A 19,307-nucleotide genomic window follows, 5' to 3' on the forward strand; every position below is an offset into this window, starting at 1 on the left:
AATGATGGAATGCCGCAGCTCACAGCGTTGCCAAAAAGCAGACCACCGACCTCTAGGTACGGTGTATTCTCCGACTTCCTCGCGGCAACAGCCTGTTCACCACTGTATTATGGACTACTCAACATTGTACTATATTAGGCAGGAGAAATAAATAAAGTTTTTGGATCAGTTGACGAAGCTTTTTTGATTATGATATTATATTCAAGTATTGTTTTATGCAGGTTAAGTAATGGAAATGATCCGGTCATGCCGGCTTAAACAACGCCATTAGCTACTGAAGCCTGATCTTTATGATCAGGAAGAACAATTTAGTCCTTATGGAATGACTTTTCGTTTCTGAAGGCAACTGGTTATTTTAGGATAGGAGGTGTAATCTATGTCTCGCAAATGTTATGTGACAGGTAAGAAACCGGGCACCGGTAACCACGTATCCCACGCTAACAACCGTAACCGTCGTACTTGGGGCGTAAACGTTCAGAAGGTCCGCATTCTCGTTGACGGCAAACCAAAACGTGTATACGTAAGCACCCGTGCACTGAAAGCCGGTAAAGTGACTCGCGTATAATCACGCAAAGCTACTATAAATCGGGTAAGCAAAAAGCACCTTGTTCCTTGCAGGTGCTTTTTTGGTATTCAAAAAAGGGATTCTTGAATACACTCATGAACATGTGAATGGCCGCCGCATGGCGCTTCGCAGGTACGAATTCCAGATTAGCCTGAGCCAAAGCGGCGGTATTCCCTGTTGCCTTATCAATCAGATCAGTTCTTTTGAAACGTATTAAGAATCGCCTTTACAAACCCTCCCAAAAACTTCGGCAGTTTGAATGTGTAAAATTTCATAATTCACCCTCCCCATCATGCTCATGCGTCCGCCGTATCCTATGCTTCAGGCCTTCTTTACCTCAAACACGACAAAAAAGGCTACATGAGAAACCTGCTCATGTAACCATATTTATGCGGAACCATCGATCCCTATTCCACAATGACAAGCCCGAAGATCAGGTCATTTACGTTTGGGTAGGAATATATTGATAGGCAGCGATCATGAAAACACTCATTAGATAATACAGTATGCCGAAGATAACAAAAGTAACCCGATGTCCCGTACGATCAAATTTGCGGAAATACATAATAACAACACCCACCCCGATCAATGACGTAATGGCATTATACGGGGACTGAATAACCGCAAACAGAGCAAGCACAAGTCCCGTTACGAGACTCGCAGCCATCGTCCACAGCGTCTCCTTAAGAGTCATCAATTAGCCTCCGTAGCTACGGCGAATTTCAGTAATCGCTGCAGCACGATCTTCACGTCCAAATACGGCACTACCGGCAACGAGTACATCTGCTCCAGCTTCCACCACAAGCGGGGCTGTGTCGGCAGCAATTCCGCCATCCACTTCGATATGTACATCATGACGTCCCTTTTCATTCAACCAGGTACGAATTTGCTTGATTTTGTTCATGGTACCTGAGATGAAAGCCTGTCCGCCAAATCCAGGATTGACCGTCATAACAAGAACCATGTCCACATCATCCAGTACTTCAACAATAGCAGACGCTGGCGTTCCCGGATTAAGGGCAACTCCTGCTTTCACTCCCTGCTCCTTGATCAGATGAATAACGCGGTGCAGATGCACACAAGCCTCAGCATGCACGGTAATGACTGCTGCACCGGCTTTGGCAAATTCCTCAACATAACGTTCCGGATTCTCAATCATCAAGTGCACATCGAGCGGCAAGCTTGTATGCGGTGCGATCGCCTTTACAATCGCGGGTCCAAGCGTAATATTAGGGACAAAGTGACCGTCCATAACGTCAACATGGATCCAGTCTCCTCCTGCAGCTTGGGCTTCGGCAACTTCCGCACCAAGGCGGGCAAAATCAGCTGATAATATCGATGGGGCAATTTTAATCATGTTAATACCTCCGCTTCTTATCTTTCATTTCGGTAAGGAACTGCACATAGTGCTGATATCGGCTTTCGGAGATTAGACCTTCCTCCTTGGCCGCGAGCACACGACAACCTGGTTCATGGGTATGGGTACACCCCCGGAACTTGCACTGATCTGCAAACTGGGCGAATTCCCGGAAACACGTGGAGAGTTCCTCCACACCAATCTCCAGAAAGTCCAGTTGGCTGAACCCTGGCGTATCCGCCACAAATCCACCATTATCCAAGGGGATAAGTTCTACGTGCCTGGTGGTGTGTTTCCCTCGTCCAAGACGCATGCTGATCGCACTCGTCTCCAACGTTAGGCCGGGCATCAATGCATTTAACATGGACGACTTGCCTACACCGGATTGACCAGAGAATACGCTAATCTTGCCAGCGAGGCGATCTCTGAGCAGTTCACTGCCTTCACCGGTACGTGAACTTGTGGAAATCACTTCGTAACCAACCTGTTCATACAATGCTTTCACTTCAGCAACAGTGTCTTTGGCTGGATCTGCCAAATCCTGTTTGGTCAGCACAATCAGAGCATCCAGACCAGCCTGCTCGATGTGAACAAGGAACTTGTCCAACAAATTCAGGTTCATATCCGGTTCTTTCACCGAGAATAACAGAACAGCCAAACTTACATTGGCCACTGGAGGACGGATGAGTTCCGTCTCACGCTTCCGGATTTCATCCACCGTTCCTTCACCGTTCTCCGTCAACATGTAGCTGACGCGGTCACCTACAAGCGGTGATGTTCCCCGTTTTCTGAAGATACCTCTGGCTCGACATTGAACGGCGGAACCTTCAACCGAAGGAACCCCGTTGTCTTCCACTGGCATGACATAATAGTAACCGCTTAGCGCTTTAACGATGATACCTTCTGGCATAGCTCCGTCGCCCTCCTTTTGATGGTGGTACATTTAATCCAGACGCCAGCATAAGCCGCCCTTATGGACGGCTTGATGCGTTAATGACTTCCTTTTTCTTCTTCTCTTTTTCCTTGCCGGGCTCCTTACCCTTATTCATGGCAGAAGTGTCTTCATCTACGCTGTCACCTTCACCGTCTGCTGGTGTGGACTCAGGCTCACCTTCCTGATTGGGGTCACCACTGCCCTCATCAACACTGCCTTGGCCTGGATCAGGCTCATTTTCTGGCGGCGTCTGCGTGTTTGGTTCCGGGTCAATGGAAGGTACGTTTACTGTTCCGTTTTTGGCTTCACTGTAGGAGACGAGATACGTATCCAGGAACTGTCCATCACGATATACAGACACAGCCCCATTTTCATTTGGAGCGAGCACAAGTGGAATGGTCAAGGTCTGGGTTGAGTTCACGGTGCGTGTTCCCCATTCCTGATTCTTGCCGCGTGCGTCTTCATACGTGATACGAATTTTACTGTTTTTACCATCTTCTTTGGGTGATACATTGATATTAAACGGATATTTCAGCGCTTCAGGCGGATACCCTGTACTGATAAAGATTGTAATCTTATCGCCAGGATTAACCTCTGTGCCCGCTTCCACAGGCCACTGCTGCGTCACTTTCCCCTGATCCACCGTATAACTTGATTCTTCCTGCACCTGAGCAAGCACAAGTCCAGCAGATTTCAGTTTTTCTTCGGCTTCACTGCGGGTTAAATTTTTCAAATCAGGCATTTTGACCGTTTCAGTGCCTTTACTTACGGTGAGCTCAATCTGAACGGCCTCTGGATCGAATTCCTCATTGACACCCGGGGTCTGGGAAATAACAGAACCTGAAGGCACATCATTAGAGAATTCATCTTTCCGCTGAATCTGATCTTCCTTAATGCCAAGCGCAGTCAGCTTCTTGACAGCCTCATCATAAGTTTCCTGTTTGACATCAATCATCTTCACCAGTTCTTTTTCTGCACCCACACTGAGTTGGACCTCAGAACCTTCTTTCACGACATCGCCTTCTTTTCTGCTCTGGTCAAAGACAATACCGGGTTCGACACCCTCCTGATAGAGACGGATGACCTCATCACTGACGACGAGTCCTTTCTCCTCAAGCATTTCGCGAGCCTTTTCTTCCGTCTGGGTAATCACGTTAGGCACGGTTACTTCAGGTACAACCAGCATACCCTTGACATACCATACAACGCCCACCATGGCGATTAGAATAAGAACGGTTAATGAAATGAGTAGCGCTGGTTTTTTCCAGCTCTTAGCTTTCGCTTTACCCTTGCCAGTTTCTTCGTCAGACTCCATCACTGGCACCGCACCCGTCGACGTAACTCCGCGCGGTTCAGGCTTGATCGCTGGCATAACGCGGGTCTGGTCTATATCATCCTCATCCGGAAAATCAATCTTCGTTTCATTACGTCTCTCCGGCATCAGGCAAGTTTCCAGATCAGTCTGCATTTCCTTGGCCGACTGATAACGTTCCTGCGGATTTTTACGCATGGATTTCAAGATGACATTTTCCACACTTTGCGGAATCAATGGATTGAATTTGCGTGGTTCATCGAACTCTTCCTGCAAATGCTTCAATGCCACACTGATTGGACTTTCACCCAGAAACGGAAGTTGCCCAGTAAGCATTTGGTAAAGTACGATCCCAAGAGAATATAAGTCCGATTTTTCACCAGTAACGATGCCTTTGGCATGTTCCGGTGAGAAGTAATGTACAGAACCAACTACTGAACCCGTCTGCGTAATCGTTGTAGATGTAACTGCACGGGCAATCCCAAAGTCCGTTACCTTCACGCGGCCATTCCGGCCAATTAATATATTATGCGGTTTGATATCCCGATGAATGATTTGATTATGATGTGCATGATCAAGAGCATCTGCAATCTGTGAAGCAATGCGGACCGATTCGTCCACTTGCAGAGGCGCACGCTCTTTAATAATTTCATTCAGGTTTTTGCCTTCCACATACTCCATGACAATATAATGAACGTCATCTTCCTGCCCCACGTCATAAATGCTAACTACATTCGGATGAGACAGTGATGCTGCCGATTGTGCTTCTCTGCGGAAACGGCGAATAAACTCTTCGTCATGCACAAACTGTTGTCTTAGAACTTTAATCGCTACATTCCGGTTCAACAGAAGATCCTGGGCTTTGTACACAAGAGCCATGCCGCCACCGCCGACACGCTCAATCACTTCATAGCGTCCGCCTAGCTGGTGCCCAATCATGACTCACACCCCGTTTCCGTATCCACGGAACCATCCTTCTGCAACTCGAACAAGGCAACCGTGATGTTGTCGTCTCCCCCAGCAAGTAAAGCCAACTGAAGCAGTCGGTCTGCACGATCTTCAAGTGCCAGTTCCAGATTGCCGGCAACCTGAATAATCTGCTCATTGCTGACCAGGTTACTGAGACCATCACTGCACAGGAGAAGAACTTCGCCTTCCTCCAGCTTGACGGTATCCAGGTCTACCTTCACCTCGGCATCTGTTCCAAGTGCACGAGTTAACACGTTGCGACGTGGATGATGGGACACATCCTCTTTGCTAATCTGACCGTTTTTGAACAATTCATTCACCAGTGTATGGTCCTCGGTTAGCTGGATCACAGCTTTGTTCGCAATTTTGTAGGCTCTGCTATCCCCGATGTGTCCAATAACACCTTCCGTATCGTTCAATAATGCCGCAACCACGGTTGTTCCCATGTTGTGATACTTGTCATCTGTGGATGCCGTGCGGAAGATAACTTCGTTGGCATGCAAAATAGCATCGCTTAGAGCTGCAGACAGAGACGCATGTGACAGACCTGGTTCCAGTGTTCCCAAATCTTGTACCAACGTCTCCACTGCCAAGCGGCTTGCCGTATCCCCTGCAAGATGTCCACCCATGCCATCGGCAACAATACCCAGAATATATCCTGTATCCAGATTACGAATCCAGGCTGAATCTTCATTCACCGAACGCACTCGTCCGATATGGCTCACATGAACTGTTTTGATCAAAACGTTCTCACCTCAACTCCATATGCTTTGCACGAAGCTGACCGCAAGCGGCAGCAATATCATGTCCCTGTTCACGACGAATGGTTACATTAACACCCTGTTCCGAGAGAATCTTCTGAAAATTGAAAATGTCGCTTCTCGATGTTCTTACGTACTTGCGTTCAGGTACATGGTTAACCGGAATAAGATTCACGTGGCATAACATGTTCTTAAGCACACTTGCCAGTTCCGCTGCATGCTCTGGCTGATCGTTTACGCCACCAATCAGTGCATACTCAAACGTAATTCTCCGACCTGTTTTGGCCAGATAATAACGAAGGGACTCCATTACGTCTTCAAAAGGAAAACGACGGTTAACCGGCATCAATTTCGAACGAAGTGCATCATTCGGTGCATGAATCGAAATGGCGAGGTTAATCTGTGTATCTTCATCTGCAAACTTGTAGATGTTCGGAACAATTCCGCTCGTTGATACCGTGATGTGACGCTGACCAATGTTCAATCCTTTTTCATGAATCATGATGCGCAGGAAAGTCATCGTTGCTTCATAGTTTTCGAAAGGTTCACCCGAACCCATGATTACAATGCTGCTGACACGTTCGCCGCGTTCATCCAGAATTTTCTGAGCCTGTACAACCTGGGCAACAATCTCTCCAGCCGTAAGGTTACGCTTGAGTCCACCCAATGTAGATGCACAGAACGTACAACCAATACGACATCCAACCTGCGTGGTTACACAGATGCTGTTCCCATAGTTATGCTTCATAATTACGGTCTCGATGGCATGATCATCATGAAGACCAAAAAGGAATTTAACCGTTCCATCCTTGGATTCAAACTTTGTAATTTCCTTAAGCGTTACGAATTCAAATTGCTCTGTCAGCTTCTCACGCAATGGCTTGGACAGATTCGTCATTTCACTGAAATCATTCACGCGTTTTACATAAATCCAGTCAAAGATTTGACCACCGCGAAACGCCGGCTCCCCATTCTCCACAGCCCATTGCTGCAATTGTTCCAGAGAATAATCATATATAAAAGGTTTCATTTTGTTGTCAACACCTATTCCTTCTTTTCTTTTCGTTTGGCTTCCTTCTTTTCGTTCCATTCGTCCTATTCTATCACAAAGACCACGTTACATCCATGTATACCCTTGATATCTGTACTTCATGCATTATAACACCTGAATGCCGCCATCGCACCCTGTCATCCCTTTTCTCTAACCATTATGCTGAAGTCCCATCACAAAGAAATCCGCCGAAGTTCCCCTCGGCGGCCGTGCTTCCGTGCTCTATTAAACTGTTATTCCACTGTTTTTGTCAACCGTGCGATGAAAAATCCGTCGCTGTGAGCGTATTGTGGCAAAATCTGAACGCCTCCGTTCACAACCTTCAAATTCGCTGTCTCCGATTCAGTCCAGACAGCTACTTCTGCTGGACGATATTCCGGATGTCGATTCAAGAAGTCTGCGACCATATCCTCATTCTCAGCAGGCTCAATTGTACATGTGCTGTACACCAAAATACCACCTGGTTTTAACAACGGCGCAACACGATCAAGCAGTTCACGTTGCAAGCTTGCGATATCTTTGATGTCTTCTACGGATTTGGTCCATTTTACATCGGGTTTCCGCCGAATAACACCCAGGCCGGAACATGGCGCATCCAGCAAAATGCGGTCAAACGATGCTTCCGGATACCTCTCGTTCAGATCAAGAGCATCTCCAGTTACAGCATCGATGCAGCTCAGACCGAGACGCTCCGCCTGATCCAGGATCAACTGGCGCTTATGAGCATGTACATCGTTCGCGACAATACGACCGCGATCGTGCATTTTCTCCGCCATGTGAGCTGTTTTACCACCCGGAGCTGCGCAGCAATCCAATACAATTTGGTCTTCTTCTGGTGCAACTGCTTCAGCAACCAGCATGGAACTTTCGTCCTGTACAGAGAACAAGCCGTCCCGATACCAGGACGTTAGTGCCATATTCCCACCACTGCGTACAAGAATTCCATCCGAACTCAACTGAGAAGCTTCAACGACTGCACCTGTGCTTGCCATCTCATGCATCAGTTTCTCCCGTGTGGTCATTGTTGTATTAACTCGGACACTCACTGCTGGAGGCTCATTATTCGCACGGCAGATTGCTTCCGCTGTCTCCGCGCCATAATAGGCGATCCAGCGCTCAACCATCCATAACGGGTGGGAATGTTCCAGTGAAATACGTTCGGCAACCGGCAGATTCTCTGGAATACGAAGTTCATCCCGATTGCGAATCATATTGCGCAGTACACCATTCACCATTCCCGAGATTCCCTGATGGCCCAGTTTCTTCGCCAGATTAACCGCTTCGCTCACCACGGCATGCTCCGGAATACGATCCAGATATATCATCTGATATACGCTGATCCGCAGCAGACTGCGAACCCAAGGTTGCAGTTTGGATACTCCTTTGGCGACGTACCGTTCCAGATAATAATCAAGTGTATTCAATCTGGCGATTGTTCCATACACCAATTCGGTAGCTAGTCCAGCATCCGCAGGGCTCAGTTCAGCCTCTTTCAGACGACGATTCAACTCCAGATTACTGTATGCTCCATCTTGCTCAACAGCACTCAAAACCTTGACTGCCAATGCACGAGCAGATGTTTTGGGTTTCTGGGGGCGAGATGCACCACTTGTAGCTTTATGACCTTTTCCCGACGAACGACCTGGTGTGTTACCACTCATCGTAGCACCGTTCCAGATTTCAATGTACCGCCACGGGCAAAGTCAGCCGCCTTCATCACTTTTTTACCTGCAGGCTGCACCTCAGTCAACCACAGAGATCCATTACCTGTACGAACTTCAATCCCTGTCTTGTTCAATTGCAGCACTGTTCCTGGCTCTGCTTGTCCAGCATCCGAAGAGGTTTCCAGATCCACCTGATCGGGGTTAGCCGCAGCCCATACTTTGAAGACCTGATCATCCCACATCGTAAATGCACCCGAAAACGGCACAAGGCCGCGGATCTGATTGAACAATTCACGTGAAGTACGACTCCAGTCCATCTTCTCGTCATCCCGAGTCAGATTGCGAGCATACGAAGCCTCAGCATCATCCTGAGGGACTGCCGTTGTCTCGCCTGCAATCAATCGTGGCATTTCTGCCTGAAGCAGTTTGGAACCAGCCTCACTTAATTTATCAAACATCGATCCTGATGTATCTTCGTCTGTAATTGGCAGTTCCACACGCGAGATCATATCTCCGGTATCCAGGCCTTCAGCCATATACATCAATGTGACTCCTGTCACGGATTCCCCGTTAATAATGGAACGTTGGATTGGAGCTCCTCCCCGATATTTCGGCAAAAGAGAGCCATGCACATTCACACAACCGCGAACAGGCATATCCAGCACGGCTTTGGGCAGAATCTGGCCAAAAGCCGCAGTCACGATCAGGTCCGGCTTCCATTCAGCCAAGCGGGCTACCGCTTCCGGATCACGCAGTTTAACGGGTTGAAATACAGGCAGACCGTGGCGTTCTGCCGCGGCCTTAACCGGTGTTGGCGTAAGTACTTTTTTGCGTCCCTGTGGTTTATCAGGCTGAGTCACCACACCCACCACATGGTACCCCTCTGCAATCAGCATATCGAGAGAAGGAACTGCAAATTCAGGTGTTCCCATAAAAACAATATTCAAATCGATCACTCCTTAATTACGACGCGGTCCCGTTTGATCGGCTGCAATTTCGTACACTTTCTCGGCGACATCCGTAAAGAGTACGCCATCCAGATGATCAATCTCATGCTGGAATGCACGGGACAGCAAGCCACTACCCGTAATAATCAACTCTTTGCCTTCACGATCCAGACCTTTAACCGTAACGGTCTCAAAACGGCGAACATCGCCATTAATTCCAGGGATACTCAGACATCCTTCCGGTCCGAACTGTTCTCCCTCACTTGCAATGATCTCCGGGTTAATCATCTTGATCAGCCCTTGCTCATCACCTGCGTCGATAACAATCAGACGTTTCAAAATACCAACTTGCGGCGCAGCTAGACCTACACCCTCCGCATCGTACATGGTATCCGCCATATCATCCAGCAATTTTTGTACATTTGGTGTAATTTTGGTTACTTCTTTAGCTCTCTTGTGGAGCACCTCATCTGGTTCTTGCACGATAATGCGAATCGACATGTTGTAAGCACCTTCCTAATCCTCATCATAATTTCAGGACGATATTCTGTATTTTTGGGGTATTCATTTTAATCTATGTTTATACCGCTTGTTTACATCCGCATTGCTGCAAAATGCTTACATTAACATTTGCGGGTCTACATCCAGACTAATAAGCAATTTTTGCGCCTGAACATCATCGTCCATGCGTCGGGCTGTTGCCAGAGCGAGTCCTATGGCGTCTACATCCCCCCGCCATTTTATCATACATTGGAATCTGTATCTATTCTTGATCCGGGGAATCGGGGACGCTACCGGCCCTAATACATCAAAGGCCTCATTACTGAATCGATCCAGACTGCCGAGCCATCCGGCCGCATTAGCCTTCTCTTTCAGTATCCGCGTGTAGTTCTCGGCAAGACGAATCAACACCGGAAGTTGCTCATGCGAAAAGGTCACCAGAATCAGGCGACAGTATGGCGGATATTGCAAATTACGACGATGCAGCAGTTCCTCACGTACAAACGATACATAGTCATGCTTACTCGCATGGCCAATAGAGTAGTGCTCCGGCGTATAGGACTGAACAAACACCTCACCAGGCAATTGGTGCCGACCAGCTCGGCCAGCTACCTGTGTTAATAACTGAAACGTTTTTTCGGCAGCACGAAAATCAGGCAAATTCAATGCTGAATCCGCTGTTATCACGCCAACCAGAGTCACATCAGGGAAATCGAGCCCCTTCGCAACCATCTGGGTGCCAAGCAATACGTCAGCCTTTTTCTCACGAAACTGTTTCAGTAGCTTCTCGTGAGCCCCTTTTTCCGTTGTTGTATCTACATCCATCCGTATGACCCGAATACCCGGAAAGAGCTTCGCAAGCTCTTCCTCGACCCGTTGTGTACCTGTACCAAAGTATCGAATATGCTCACTTCCACAATCCGGGCACACTTCCGGAGCGGCTTCCGCATACCCACAGTAATGACAACGGAGATTATTGGAGCGCTGATGGTACGTCAGTGAAATATCACATTCGGGACAACCTGCTACATATCCACAACTGCGGCACATGACAAAGGTCGAATATCCCCGGCGATTCAGCAGGAGCACCGTCTGTTCACCACGCTCCAAGCGCTCCTCCAGCCCTTTGTGCAAAGCCCTGCTGAACATGGAGCGGTTACCATCCTTCAACTCCTCGCGCATGTCAACAATTCGCACCTCGGGCAGCTTGTTACCCAGTGCGCGTGTTGGCATCTCCAGCAAGAGTGGTGCAAAATCATCGTTACTCTGCGAGCGTGCCGCATAGTAACTTTCCAGCGAAGGTGTCGCTGAACCCAGAACAACCACGGCCTGATGCTGCTGTGCTCTTTTAACCGCTACATCCCGGGCATGATATTTCGGCGTTTCCTCCTGTTTGTAGGAAGTCTCGTGCTCCTCATCCATAATGATCAACCCAAGCCGACTGAATGGAGCAAATACGGCTGAACGCGCCCCAATCGCAACCTTCACCTGGCCCTCACGAATTTTGCGCCATTCATCATAACGTTCACCGCCGGACAGACGACTGTGCATGACCGCAACCTGGTCGCCGAATCGCCCTTTAAAACGTTCCACCATCTGTGGTGTCAATGCAATCTCGGGTACCAGTACGATGGCCTGCCGATCCTGCTCGATGCATTGTTGAATGGTTTGAAGGTAGACTTCCGTCTTGCCGCTGCCTGTGACACCATGTAGCAAAAATACCCCGTGGCGTTGTTCCTGCAATCGGCCATTGATATTGTTGTAGACATGCTTTTGCTCATCGGTCAGAACCAGCGGCTCCGTTGCTTGGAACTTCCTGCCCTGATAAGGGTCACGAAAGACCTCTACGTCCTCGGTGACGATTAATCCCTTTTCCTCAAGTCCCTTCATCGTCGCCGCCGATACCTGCAGGGTGGATAACACTTCTTTCATCGGCATGGGCAGCAGCTCTTTCATTTCCAGCAAAAAAGCCAGAATCTCCTTCTGCCGCTGTGCTTTCGCCGGGAATGAAGCAAGTGCTTCCTGAGCAGCAGCAATATCTACAGCCAGATCAACGGATTTCATCGTTTTTTTATTCAGCTTGTCCTTGATCGCCTGACTCTCAAGCAGCACACCACCAAGTAATAGTTTCTTAATTAGTGCAGCATGATTGGGATATTTTCGACTCAATTGTTGCAACGGTACCTGACCCCGACTTTTGACAAAACGGATGATATCCTGCTGCACTTTCTCGTTCGTAGACTCTTCTCCCCAAACAAATAACACCTCATCATCCGGTTGTGCACCCGCCATCTGTCCATCAAGTGCATCTCCCAGCGAGATGTATCGCTCTGCTTTTCCTTTCAATGCGGTCGGTACCATGACCTGCAAAGACAGAATCCGGTTACTGGCATAACGCCCACTCATCCATTCAGCCAACTCCACCAAATCCTTTGACAATGGGGGGACAATGTCCAGTAACTCCTGAATCTGCTTGAGCTTGAATGTTTCCTCTCCGGTACGCGGCACAAGATCAATCACGAATCCCTGCACCGTCCGATGTCCAAAAGGTACACCCACCCGGCTGCCAATCTCGATCCATTCCCTCATCGATTCAGGTACCAGGTAATCAAACGGCCGGTCTGTATCCTTCACGGGAACATCGACAATGACCTTGGCAATCTCCATATCCTAATTCCTCCCGGCAATGCGCTCCGCCGCAATCCGGAGCAACCGATGAGCCACATCGTCCTTGGCCATCACTGGTAGCTCCTCCACCAAACCTTCCCGGTCATAGATATGTACCGCGTTGGTGTCTGTTCCAAATCCTGCACCCGTGTGGGTTACGTCATTGGCTACGATCAGATCACAGTTTTTCCGTTCCAATTTCTCACGTGCATACATCTCAACGGACTGAGTCTCCGCAGCAAAACCAATCAAAAACTGATGGGTTTTCTGTTTGCCCAGCGTTTCAAGAATATCTATATTTTTAACAAGTTCGAGCGACAACGTGTCGCCTTTCTTCTTGATCTTCTCGGTGTAAACTTCCTTAGGGCGATAATCGGCAACAGCCGCCGCCTTAACCACGATATCAGCATCGTCCCACTCGCGTGTTACGGCTTCATACATATCCTGTGCTGACTGCACAGGGATCAACTCAACGTTCTCTGGCGGCTTGGCTTGTGTATTGCCCATGACCAATTTCACGTTGGCCCCCAGATCACGCGCAGCTGCAGCGATGGCAAATCCCATTTTGCCAGACGAATCATTCGTAATGTATCGTACGGGGTCAATTCGCTCAATTGTACCTCCAGCCGTAACAACTACCTTCTTGCCTTGTAATAGTGAAGCTTGTTCTTTCCTTGTACGGTCTGCGGACTCGCGCTGTTCAAAGAAACGTTCCACCACATTCACAATGCTCTCCGGTTCTTCCAGACGGCCCTTGCCTACATAACCACACGCAAGCAGGCCTTCGCCCGGCTCAATCATCATGGCACCCCGTTCAACAAGCAGGTTCATATTATGCTTTACCGCTGGATGATCATACATATGTACATTCATCGCTGGAGCAATCATGACAGGAGCTGTCGTGGCAAGCAGCGTTGTTGAGAGCATATCATCGGCCATGCCATGTGCCATCTTGGCAATTACATTGGCGGTAGCCGGGGCAACCAGAACAAGATCAGCCAGATCAGCCAGATGAATATGAGATACGACTGCTGGCTCACGCTCATCAAATGTATCGGTATATACGGTGTTTCGGGTTAACGTTTGCAGCGTTAATTCGGTAATAAACTGTGTAGCAGAAGCTGTCATAATGACATGAACATCCGCACCCTTCTGCACCAGTCTGCTGCATAATGTTGCTGCTTTGTATGCGGCTATGCCGCCTGTCACACCAAGCACGATTTTTTTACCGTTCAACATGTTTATTTCCCCCGATATTTATACGACATCTAAACAATGAGTTCATTGAAATATGCTTATTCGTAAAAAAATAACAACCTCGCGGTTGTCAATTAATCCGGCTTACGCCGTATGCAGTTGAAGAGCAGCCGCAGGCGGCTTACTCTTCTTCTTCGTCCTGTCCTTTGATGACAACGAGCAGGTCTCCATAGATTTCTTCCAGTGCAACGCCAACTTGTTTATGGGATCTCGCACCTCTTAAATCCGTTTTTTCACCTTCACGTAGCTGTCTAGCCCGGCGGGAAGCAGCAACAACAAGGGAATACTTGCTGTCGACTTTGTTCATCATTTCATCAATAGAAGGATACAGCATATTAACAAACACCTCTTCGCATTAGTATAATCGCAAGTTGCCGCCTGACAGAACGGATGTGGCATGTCTTCTCATCCAGGCATTCCCCGAAGGGAGTGCTTCAGTACATGATATGACAACTGCCCCACTTATATCGCATTCTGCAGCGGCAAAAGGGATTATTTATTGATCTTACAATGTTCGGCGATTATGATGCTTTCTATTCTCTTGCACGCCAAATCAATTTCATCATTAACAACAGCGTAATCATACTGCTCCAGCAGACTGATCTCATCGACCGCCACGGACATCCGGTGATCAATGGTCGCTTGGCTCTCGGTACCACGGCCCTGAATGCGATCTTTCAGCTCGTCCAATGAAGGAGGAAGCAGGAAAACAAAGATGCCTTCCGGGAATTTCTCTTTCACTTTTAACGCGCCTTGAACCTCAATCTCCAGAATGATGTCACGGCCTTCGTTAATCGTTTTCTCTACAAAATCACGCGGTGTTCCGTAATAATTACCGACATACTCCGCATGTTCCAACAATTGATCTTCAGCAATCATGTTCTGGAACTCTTCATGACTTCTGAAGAAATAGTTCACACCATGTTCTTCACCCAGACGAGGCTGACGGGTTGTCGCCGATACGGAATAGATCAATTCCGGCACCCGTTTGCGTAAAGCGCTGCATACCGTACCCTTCCCGACCCCAGATGGGCCGGACAACACTACCAGTAATCCTTTAGACATATTACACTCCATTTTATTCGTCGTTATCATCATCTTTCGAAGAAAGACGATGGGCGACCGTCTCAGGCTGAACTGCAGACAAAATGACATGATCGCTATCCGTAATAATTACGGCACGAGTACGTCTTCCGTACGTTGCATCAATCAGCATGTGACGATCTCTTGCCTCTTGTATAATTCTCTTGATCGGCGCCGATTCCGGACTCACGATGGATATAATCCGGTTCGCCGATACGATGTTACCGAATCCAATGTTAATGAGTTTGATTGCCATAATCAGGTTCTTCCCCCTATACATGCGACTCTTTTGCCGAAATGTGGCCGTTCATTCGATATTCGCAGCTTGCTCACGAATCTTCTCCAGTTCCGCCTTCATTTCGACAACACGATTCACCAGAGCCAAATGGTTGGCTTTTGATCCAATCGTATTGACTTCCCGATTCATCTCTTGAATTAGAAAGTCCAACTTACGACCTACGGGCTCATCACTCTTCAGCAGTTCCCTGCTCTGTCCAAAGTGACTCTGTAGACGCGTAAGCTCCTCTTCTATGTTAGAACGATCGGCAAACATTGCAATTTCCATACCCAATTTATGCTCATCAAAAGGGAAAGAGCCTTCTTCCTGCATTTCCGTAAGCCTCTGTCTTAGCTTGTTGCGATAATCACTTACCACAGTCGGTGCAAGATCAAGCATCTCGGTATGCAGTGACTCCAGACGGGTAATACGCCGTTCCAGATCACTGGCCAGATGAAGACCCTCGCGAGCGCGCATCTGTTCAAGGCTGGACAGTGCCTCTTTCAATCCTTCCTGCAAAACTCGCTCCCATTCGTCCTTCTGCTCTTCGGGAATGGAACTTGTCCCATCCGAATGAACCATAACGTCCGGCAGCCCAAGCATATCCACAATACTTGGTTTGCCCTGCATTCCATATTGGGTCTCCAGTTGCTCTGCAGCTTGCAGATAGGCCCTGACCGTCTGTTCATTCAGAACAGCGGGAAGAGCCTGGTCTTCCTCTTTTTCTTTCATTACATAAACATCAATCCGCCCACGTTTCAAACGACTCTGTACGATTTTCCTCAAACCGTCTTCATAATACGTCCACTCTCTTGGCAGACGCATCATCACTTCGCAATAACGATGATTAACAGATTTGATCTCTAATTGTACCTTATAGCCGCCAAAATGAAAGGCGGATTGACCGTATCCGGTCATACTGAATGACATCGGCATCACATCCGTTTTACTATTGTAATTGATTATTAGGGTTGAAACAAGTAGGACATTGATGCTCCGACTTCTCCCATACGTATTGAGTCAGTTCGGCCGTCATGCCGTAGAACATAAACGGTGTCATAAGATAGATGCCTTTGAAATGTGCTGTTGCTACGTCCAGCAGTTCCTTGGCAATTTTTACCCCCATCGCACGGCCCTCTTCGCCTTCCAGACCTGCCATACGGGAACGCACTTCATCCGAAAGCTGAATTCCGGGAACTTCGTTGTGCAGATATTCTGCATTCCGTCCACTTGCCAGTGGCATTACACCTACAAAAATAGGCACATCCAGGTGTTTGGTCGCTTCGTGCATTGCCACAATCAACTCCGGATCATAGACAGGCTGAGTCATGATGTAATCTGCACCAGAGGCAATTTTCTTCTCCAGACGTTGTACAGCTTTATCCAAATATTTCACATTGGGATTAAATGCGGCTCCGATAACAAAGCCAGCTTTCTGCTTCAACGGTTTACCCGAGAAGGCCACCCCGTCGTTCAACTGTTTGATCATGCGTATGATTTCAAAAGAGGTCAGATCGTATACCGAGCTTGAACCCGGCAGATCGCCAAATCTTGCAGGATCACCTGTCACAGCCAGTACGTGATTAATGCCCAGAGCATCAAACCCCATCATGTGGGACTGCGTTCCAATCAGATTCCGGTCACGGCAGGCAATATGCACCAATGGACGGAGACCCGTGCGATCCTGAACGAGGTGACCCAGCGCCATGTTGCTCATTCGTGTAACCGCTAATGAATTATCGGCCAGTGTCAGAGCGTCTGCTCCTGCTGCCTTTAGGGTCTCGGCACCTTTCATGAACTTGGCAATGTCCAAATCACGCGGCGGATCAAGTTCAACAATGACCGTGTGACGCTGCTTGACCAGATCAACAATCGTAGGCTGGCCTCCACGTCCGGAGCGCTCATCCACATGCTCATGCAGTACAATACGCGGTTTGGATTCTGATGGATCAGGCTCCAAAATAGGCGAAGGTACGTAATCTGCGAGCGCCTCTTTCATGGCGGTAATATGATCGGGCGTTGTACCACAGCATCCGCCAATAATACGGGCACCGAGTTCCGCAAATTGCACTGCCGTCTGACCAAAGTACTCCGGAGTCGCACCATAACGGAACTGACCATCCACATAATCTGCTGCACCCGCGTTCGGATAAACAGACATTGGAATACCAATACGTCCGGAGACGGTTTCCATGGCACGCATAATTCCATTTGGACCTGAGCGACAGTTAAAACCAATCACGTCCGCACCCTGCTCCCGCATGATCCGGAATGCTTCGGGCATTGTGTATCCGTCCAGTGTGTGTCCTACATCCTCTACCGCGAACTGTCCAATCACGGGTAGATCACTTAGCTTGCGCGCTTGCAAAAGGGCAATATCCATTTCCTCGATATCATAGAAGGTCTCAAGCAGAATACCATCCACGCCTTCATCAAGCAGTGCAAAGATCTGTTGTTGATAAAAGCGTTTCAGTTCACTTGTGGAGACGTTTGTCCGTTTGCCTCCGCGAATAGAGCCTACTGCACCAAGAACATAACCGTTAGCTCCAGCCACCTCTTTGGCAATACGAACGCCGGTCCGGTTCACATCCTCCACCTTGGACTCCAAACCGAACTTGGACAACTTGTCATAGTTGGCAGAGTACGTATTCGTTTCAAATATCTCTGTACCTGCGTCCCGATAACGGCGATGTACTTCTGCCACTACTTCAGGTGAAATCAAGTTTAACTCTTCATATGAAATCCCTACCGGGAATCCCATTTGGTACAGATAGGTTCCCATGGCCCCATCTCCAATGAGAACTCGTTCCTGCATAACTTTGCGCAAATCCGCCTTCATCCCTTTTCCCCCCGCCTAGCTGTGATCATTTTCATACTAATGTAACACAAAAAACGCTAAAAAACGAAGAAAAACACAGGTTTTTGTTGAATATCCAGCTCATATGGACTTTCTTTCCACATAACACCCAATATGTCTCTGTACAGGAGACACGCACTGTCCTTTAACAAAAAAAAGAGGCCCGCAGGCCTCTTGGGTTACACCGTTCTCTTATTTATGAAGTGATTCCCTTGAAAACAACTTCAGCCGGTCCAGTCATGTACACATGATTGTCAGCTTCATTCCACTCAATGTGGAGATCCCCACCCTTGAGGCTGATGACTGCTGTACGATCTGTATGTCCATTCAGGACAGAGGATACCAGTGTTGCACAAGCTCCAGTTCCACAAGCAAGTGTTGGGCCTGCTCCGCGTTCCCATACACGCATGTCCACATATCCACGGTCACGAACTGTTGCGAATTCCACATTGATTTTTTTCGGGAACATGGGATGTACTTCAAGAAGCGGGCCCCACGTCGAGAGATCAAAATTAACAGCATCATCAACATAGATAACGGCATGCGGGTTACCCATGGATACGGCAGTGAATTTGAACGCATGTCCGTTCGCTTCAATGTAGTGATCAACCACCGGATTGGCATCCACTGTTGTAGGCACTTGAAGACCGTTCAGGATCGGCTCACCCATATCCACACGAACCGTTTCCACTTTACCCTCACGAATGTTGAGACTCACAGGCTGTACCCCTGCACCAATCGTCTCAATGGTAATTTGCTCCTGGTTAACATGACCATGATCGTATACATATTTGGATACACAGCGAATGGCATTACCGCACTGTTCTGCTTCCGATCCGTCCGAGTTCATGATGCGCATCTGAAAGTCCGCCTTTTCCGAAGGCAGTATATAGACCAGGCCGTCCGCACCAATGCCGAAGAAACGGTTGCACCATTTCACAGCCAATTCTGCAGCATCTGCCGGAAGCTCCTTTTCACCAAATACAACGATAAAATCGTTACCAAGTCCATGCATTTTCGTAAATTCCATCATCTTGCCCACTCCTTTTGGCAGTCTGCTGCCAAAGCTATATTCTTGCTCTTCTACAGGATTACCATAGAAATT

19 protein-coding genes are annotated in these 19,307 nt (G+C 48.2%); 1 reads left to right on the forward strand and 18 read right to left on the reverse strand.

Annotation, left to right across the window (positions count from 1 at the left end; all coding sequences use genetic code 11):
* Positions 1 to 376 precede the first annotated feature (376 nt).
* Complete coding sequence (rpmB, locus tag MKZ12_RS20045; protein ID WP_017687459.1) at positions 377 to 565, forward strand: 50S ribosomal protein L28; 189 nt, start codon at positions 377 to 379, stop codon at positions 563 to 565.
* A 194-nt stretch (positions 566 to 759) separates the two neighbouring features.
* Here rpmB and spoVM read toward each other — a convergent pair whose 3' ends face one another.
* From spoVM to dapF, 18 genes are all read right to left on the reverse strand, one after another.
* Positions 760 to 840 (reverse strand): stage V sporulation protein SpoVM, encoded by an 81-nt coding sequence (gene spoVM, locus MKZ12_RS20050; RefSeq protein WP_019424875.1) that lies wholly within the window; start codon positions 838 to 840, stop codon positions 760 to 762.
* 167 nt (positions 841 to 1,007) lie between these two features.
* Entirely contained in the window at positions 1,008 to 1,259 is a 252-nt protein-coding gene (locus tag MKZ12_RS20055; protein ID WP_105410212.1) for a hypothetical protein, read from the reverse strand.
* A gap of 3 nt (positions 1,260 to 1,262) precedes the next feature.
* Entirely contained in the window at positions 1,263 to 1,922 is a 660-nt protein-coding gene (gene rpe, locus MKZ12_RS20060; RefSeq protein ID WP_339256308.1) for a ribulose-phosphate 3-epimerase, read from the reverse strand.
* Between the two features lies 1 nt (position 1,923).
* Complete coding sequence (gene rsgA, locus MKZ12_RS20065) at positions 1,924 to 2,832, reverse strand: ribosome small subunit-dependent GTPase A (RefSeq protein ID WP_339235672.1); 909 nt, start codon at positions 2,830 to 2,832, stop codon at positions 1,924 to 1,926.
* Positions 2,833 to 2,893: 61 nt separating this feature from the next.
* A complete protein-coding gene (gene pknB, locus MKZ12_RS20070) occupies positions 2,894 to 5,107 on the reverse strand; it encodes a Stk1 family PASTA domain-containing Ser/Thr kinase (RefSeq protein WP_339256310.1) in 2,214 nt (737 codons plus the stop codon).
* Positions 5,104 to 5,880 (reverse strand): Stp1/IreP family PP2C-type Ser/Thr phosphatase, encoded by a 777-nt coding sequence (locus tag MKZ12_RS20075; RefSeq protein ID WP_339235676.1) that lies wholly within the window; start codon positions 5,878 to 5,880, stop codon positions 5,104 to 5,106. The genes pknB and MKZ12_RS20075 overlap by 4 nt, the downstream gene beginning before the upstream one ends.
* 7 nt (positions 5,881 to 5,887) lie before the next feature.
* Complete coding sequence (rlmN, locus tag MKZ12_RS20080) at positions 5,888 to 6,928, reverse strand: 23S rRNA (adenine(2503)-C(2))-methyltransferase RlmN (RefSeq protein WP_036614609.1); 1,041 nt, start codon at positions 6,926 to 6,928, stop codon at positions 5,888 to 5,890.
* 254 nt (positions 6,929 to 7,182) lie between these two features.
* Positions 7,183 to 8,610, reverse strand: coding sequence for a 16S rRNA (cytosine(967)-C(5))-methyltransferase RsmB (gene rsmB, locus MKZ12_RS20085; RefSeq protein ID WP_339256312.1), 1,428 nt, complete (start codon positions 8,608 to 8,610; stop codon positions 7,183 to 7,185).
* Positions 8,607 to 9,560, reverse strand: coding sequence for a methionyl-tRNA formyltransferase (gene fmt / locus MKZ12_RS20090; RefSeq protein ID WP_339256314.1), 954 nt, complete (start codon positions 9,558 to 9,560; stop codon positions 8,607 to 8,609). The genes rsmB and fmt overlap by 4 nt, the downstream gene beginning before the upstream one ends.
* 12 nt (positions 9,561 to 9,572) lie before the next feature.
* Positions 9,573 to 10,061: a peptide deformylase gene (gene def / locus MKZ12_RS20095; protein WP_017687449.1), complete on the reverse strand. Its 489-nt coding sequence runs from the start codon at positions 10,059 to 10,061 to the stop codon at positions 9,573 to 9,575.
* 117 nt (positions 10,062 to 10,178) lie between these two features.
* Positions 10,179 to 12,728 (reverse strand): primosomal protein N', encoded by a 2,550-nt coding sequence (priA, locus tag MKZ12_RS20100; RefSeq protein WP_339235682.1) that lies wholly within the window; start codon positions 12,726 to 12,728, stop codon positions 10,179 to 10,181.
* Between the two features lie 3 nt (positions 12,729 to 12,731).
* Positions 12,732 to 13,967, reverse strand: coding sequence for a bifunctional phosphopantothenoylcysteine decarboxylase/phosphopantothenate--cysteine ligase CoaBC (gene coaBC / locus MKZ12_RS20105; RefSeq protein ID WP_339256316.1), 1,236 nt, complete (start codon positions 13,965 to 13,967; stop codon positions 12,732 to 12,734).
* Positions 13,968 to 14,106: 139 nt separating this feature from the next.
* A complete protein-coding gene (rpoZ, locus tag MKZ12_RS20110) occupies positions 14,107 to 14,319 on the reverse strand; it encodes a DNA-directed RNA polymerase subunit omega (RefSeq protein ID WP_036614619.1) in 213 nt (70 codons plus the stop codon).
* A 158-nt stretch (positions 14,320 to 14,477) separates the two neighbouring features.
* Entirely contained in the window at positions 14,478 to 15,050 is a 573-nt protein-coding gene (gene gmk / locus MKZ12_RS20115; protein ID WP_017687445.1) for a guanylate kinase, read from the reverse strand.
* A 13-nt stretch (positions 15,051 to 15,063) separates the two neighbouring features.
* Entirely contained in the window at positions 15,064 to 15,324 is a 261-nt protein-coding gene (locus MKZ12_RS20120; RefSeq protein WP_006209218.1) for a DUF370 domain-containing protein, read from the reverse strand.
* 51 nt (positions 15,325 to 15,375) lie between these two features.
* Complete coding sequence (locus MKZ12_RS20125) at positions 15,376 to 16,275, reverse strand: YicC/YloC family endoribonuclease (protein WP_076211386.1); 900 nt, start codon at positions 16,273 to 16,275, stop codon at positions 15,376 to 15,378.
* A gap of 19 nt (positions 16,276 to 16,294) precedes the next feature.
* On the reverse strand, positions 16,295 to 18,184 hold the full coding sequence (locus MKZ12_RS20130) for a bifunctional homocysteine S-methyltransferase/methylenetetrahydrofolate reductase (RefSeq protein WP_339235687.1): 1,890 nt from the start codon (positions 18,182 to 18,184) through the stop codon (positions 16,295 to 16,297).
* Positions 18,185 to 18,398: 214 nt separating this feature from the next.
* Positions 18,399 to 19,232 (reverse strand): diaminopimelate epimerase, encoded by an 834-nt coding sequence (gene dapF / locus MKZ12_RS20135; protein ID WP_339261474.1) that lies wholly within the window; start codon positions 19,230 to 19,232, stop codon positions 18,399 to 18,401.
* Positions 19,233 to 19,307: the final 75 nt, after the last annotated feature.

This window comes from Paenibacillus sp. FSL R5-0713 (assembly GCF_037973325.1).
Classification (GTDB): Bacteria; Bacillota; Bacilli; order Paenibacillales; family Paenibacillaceae; genus Paenibacillus.

What these genes read in the sequence shown, in the direction of transcription:
- rpmB (WP_017687459.1), top strand. Translation starts at nt 377, where the DNA reads ATGTCTCGCAAATGTTATGTGACAGGTAAGAAACCGGGCACCGGTAAC.
- spoVM (WP_019424875.1), bottom strand. Translation starts at nt 840, where the DNA reads ATGAAATTTTACACATTCAAACTGCCGAAGTTTTTGGGAGGGTTTGTA.
- MKZ12_RS20055 (WP_105410212.1), bottom strand. Translation starts at nt 1,259, where the DNA reads ATGACTCTTAAGGAGACGCTGTGGACGATGGCTGCGAGTCTCGTAACG.
- rpe (WP_339256308.1), bottom strand. Translation starts at nt 1,922, where the DNA reads ATGATTAAAATTGCCCCATCGATATTATCAGCTGATTTTGCCCGCCTT.
- rsgA (WP_339235672.1), bottom strand. Translation starts at nt 2,832, where the DNA reads ATGCCAGAAGGTATCATCGTTAAAGCGCTAAGCGGTTACTATTATGTC.
- pknB (WP_339256310.1), bottom strand. Translation starts at nt 5,107, where the DNA reads ATGATTGGGCACCAGCTAGGCGGACGCTATGAAGTGATTGAGCGTGTC.
- rlmN (WP_036614609.1), bottom strand. Translation starts at nt 6,928, where the DNA reads ATGAAACCTTTTATATATGATTATTCTCTGGAACAATTGCAGCAATGG.
- rsmB (WP_339256312.1), bottom strand. Translation starts at nt 8,610, where the DNA reads ATGAGTGGTAACACACCAGGTCGTTCGTCGGGAAAAGGTCATAAAGCT.
- def (WP_017687449.1), bottom strand. Translation starts at nt 10,061, where the DNA reads ATGTCGATTCGCATTATCGTGCAAGAACCAGATGAGGTGCTCCACAAG.
- priA (WP_339235682.1), bottom strand. Translation starts at nt 12,728, where the DNA reads ATGGAGATTGCCAAGGTCATTGTCGATGTTCCCGTGAAGGATACAGAC.
- coaBC (WP_339256316.1), bottom strand. Translation starts at nt 13,967, where the DNA reads ATGTTGAACGGTAAAAAAATCGTGCTTGGTGTGACAGGCGGCATAGCC.
- rpoZ (WP_036614619.1), bottom strand. Translation starts at nt 14,319, where the DNA reads ATGCTGTATCCTTCTATTGATGAAATGATGAACAAAGTCGACAGCAAG.
- gmk (WP_017687445.1), bottom strand. Translation starts at nt 15,050, where the DNA reads ATGTCTAAAGGATTACTGGTAGTGTTGTCCGGCCCATCTGGGGTCGGG.
- MKZ12_RS20120 (WP_006209218.1), bottom strand. Translation starts at nt 15,324, where the DNA reads ATGGCAATCAAACTCATTAACATTGGATTCGGTAACATCGTATCGGCG.
- MKZ12_RS20125 (WP_076211386.1), bottom strand. Translation starts at nt 16,275, where the DNA reads ATGTCATTCAGTATGACCGGATACGGTCAATCCGCCTTTCATTTTGGC.
- MKZ12_RS20130 (WP_339235687.1), bottom strand. Translation starts at nt 18,184, where the DNA reads ATGAAGGCGGATTTGCGCAAAGTTATGCAGGAACGAGTTCTCATTGGA.
- dapF (WP_339261474.1), bottom strand. Translation starts at nt 19,232, where the DNA reads ATGGAATTTACGAAAATGCATGGACTTGGTAACGATTTTATCGTTGTA.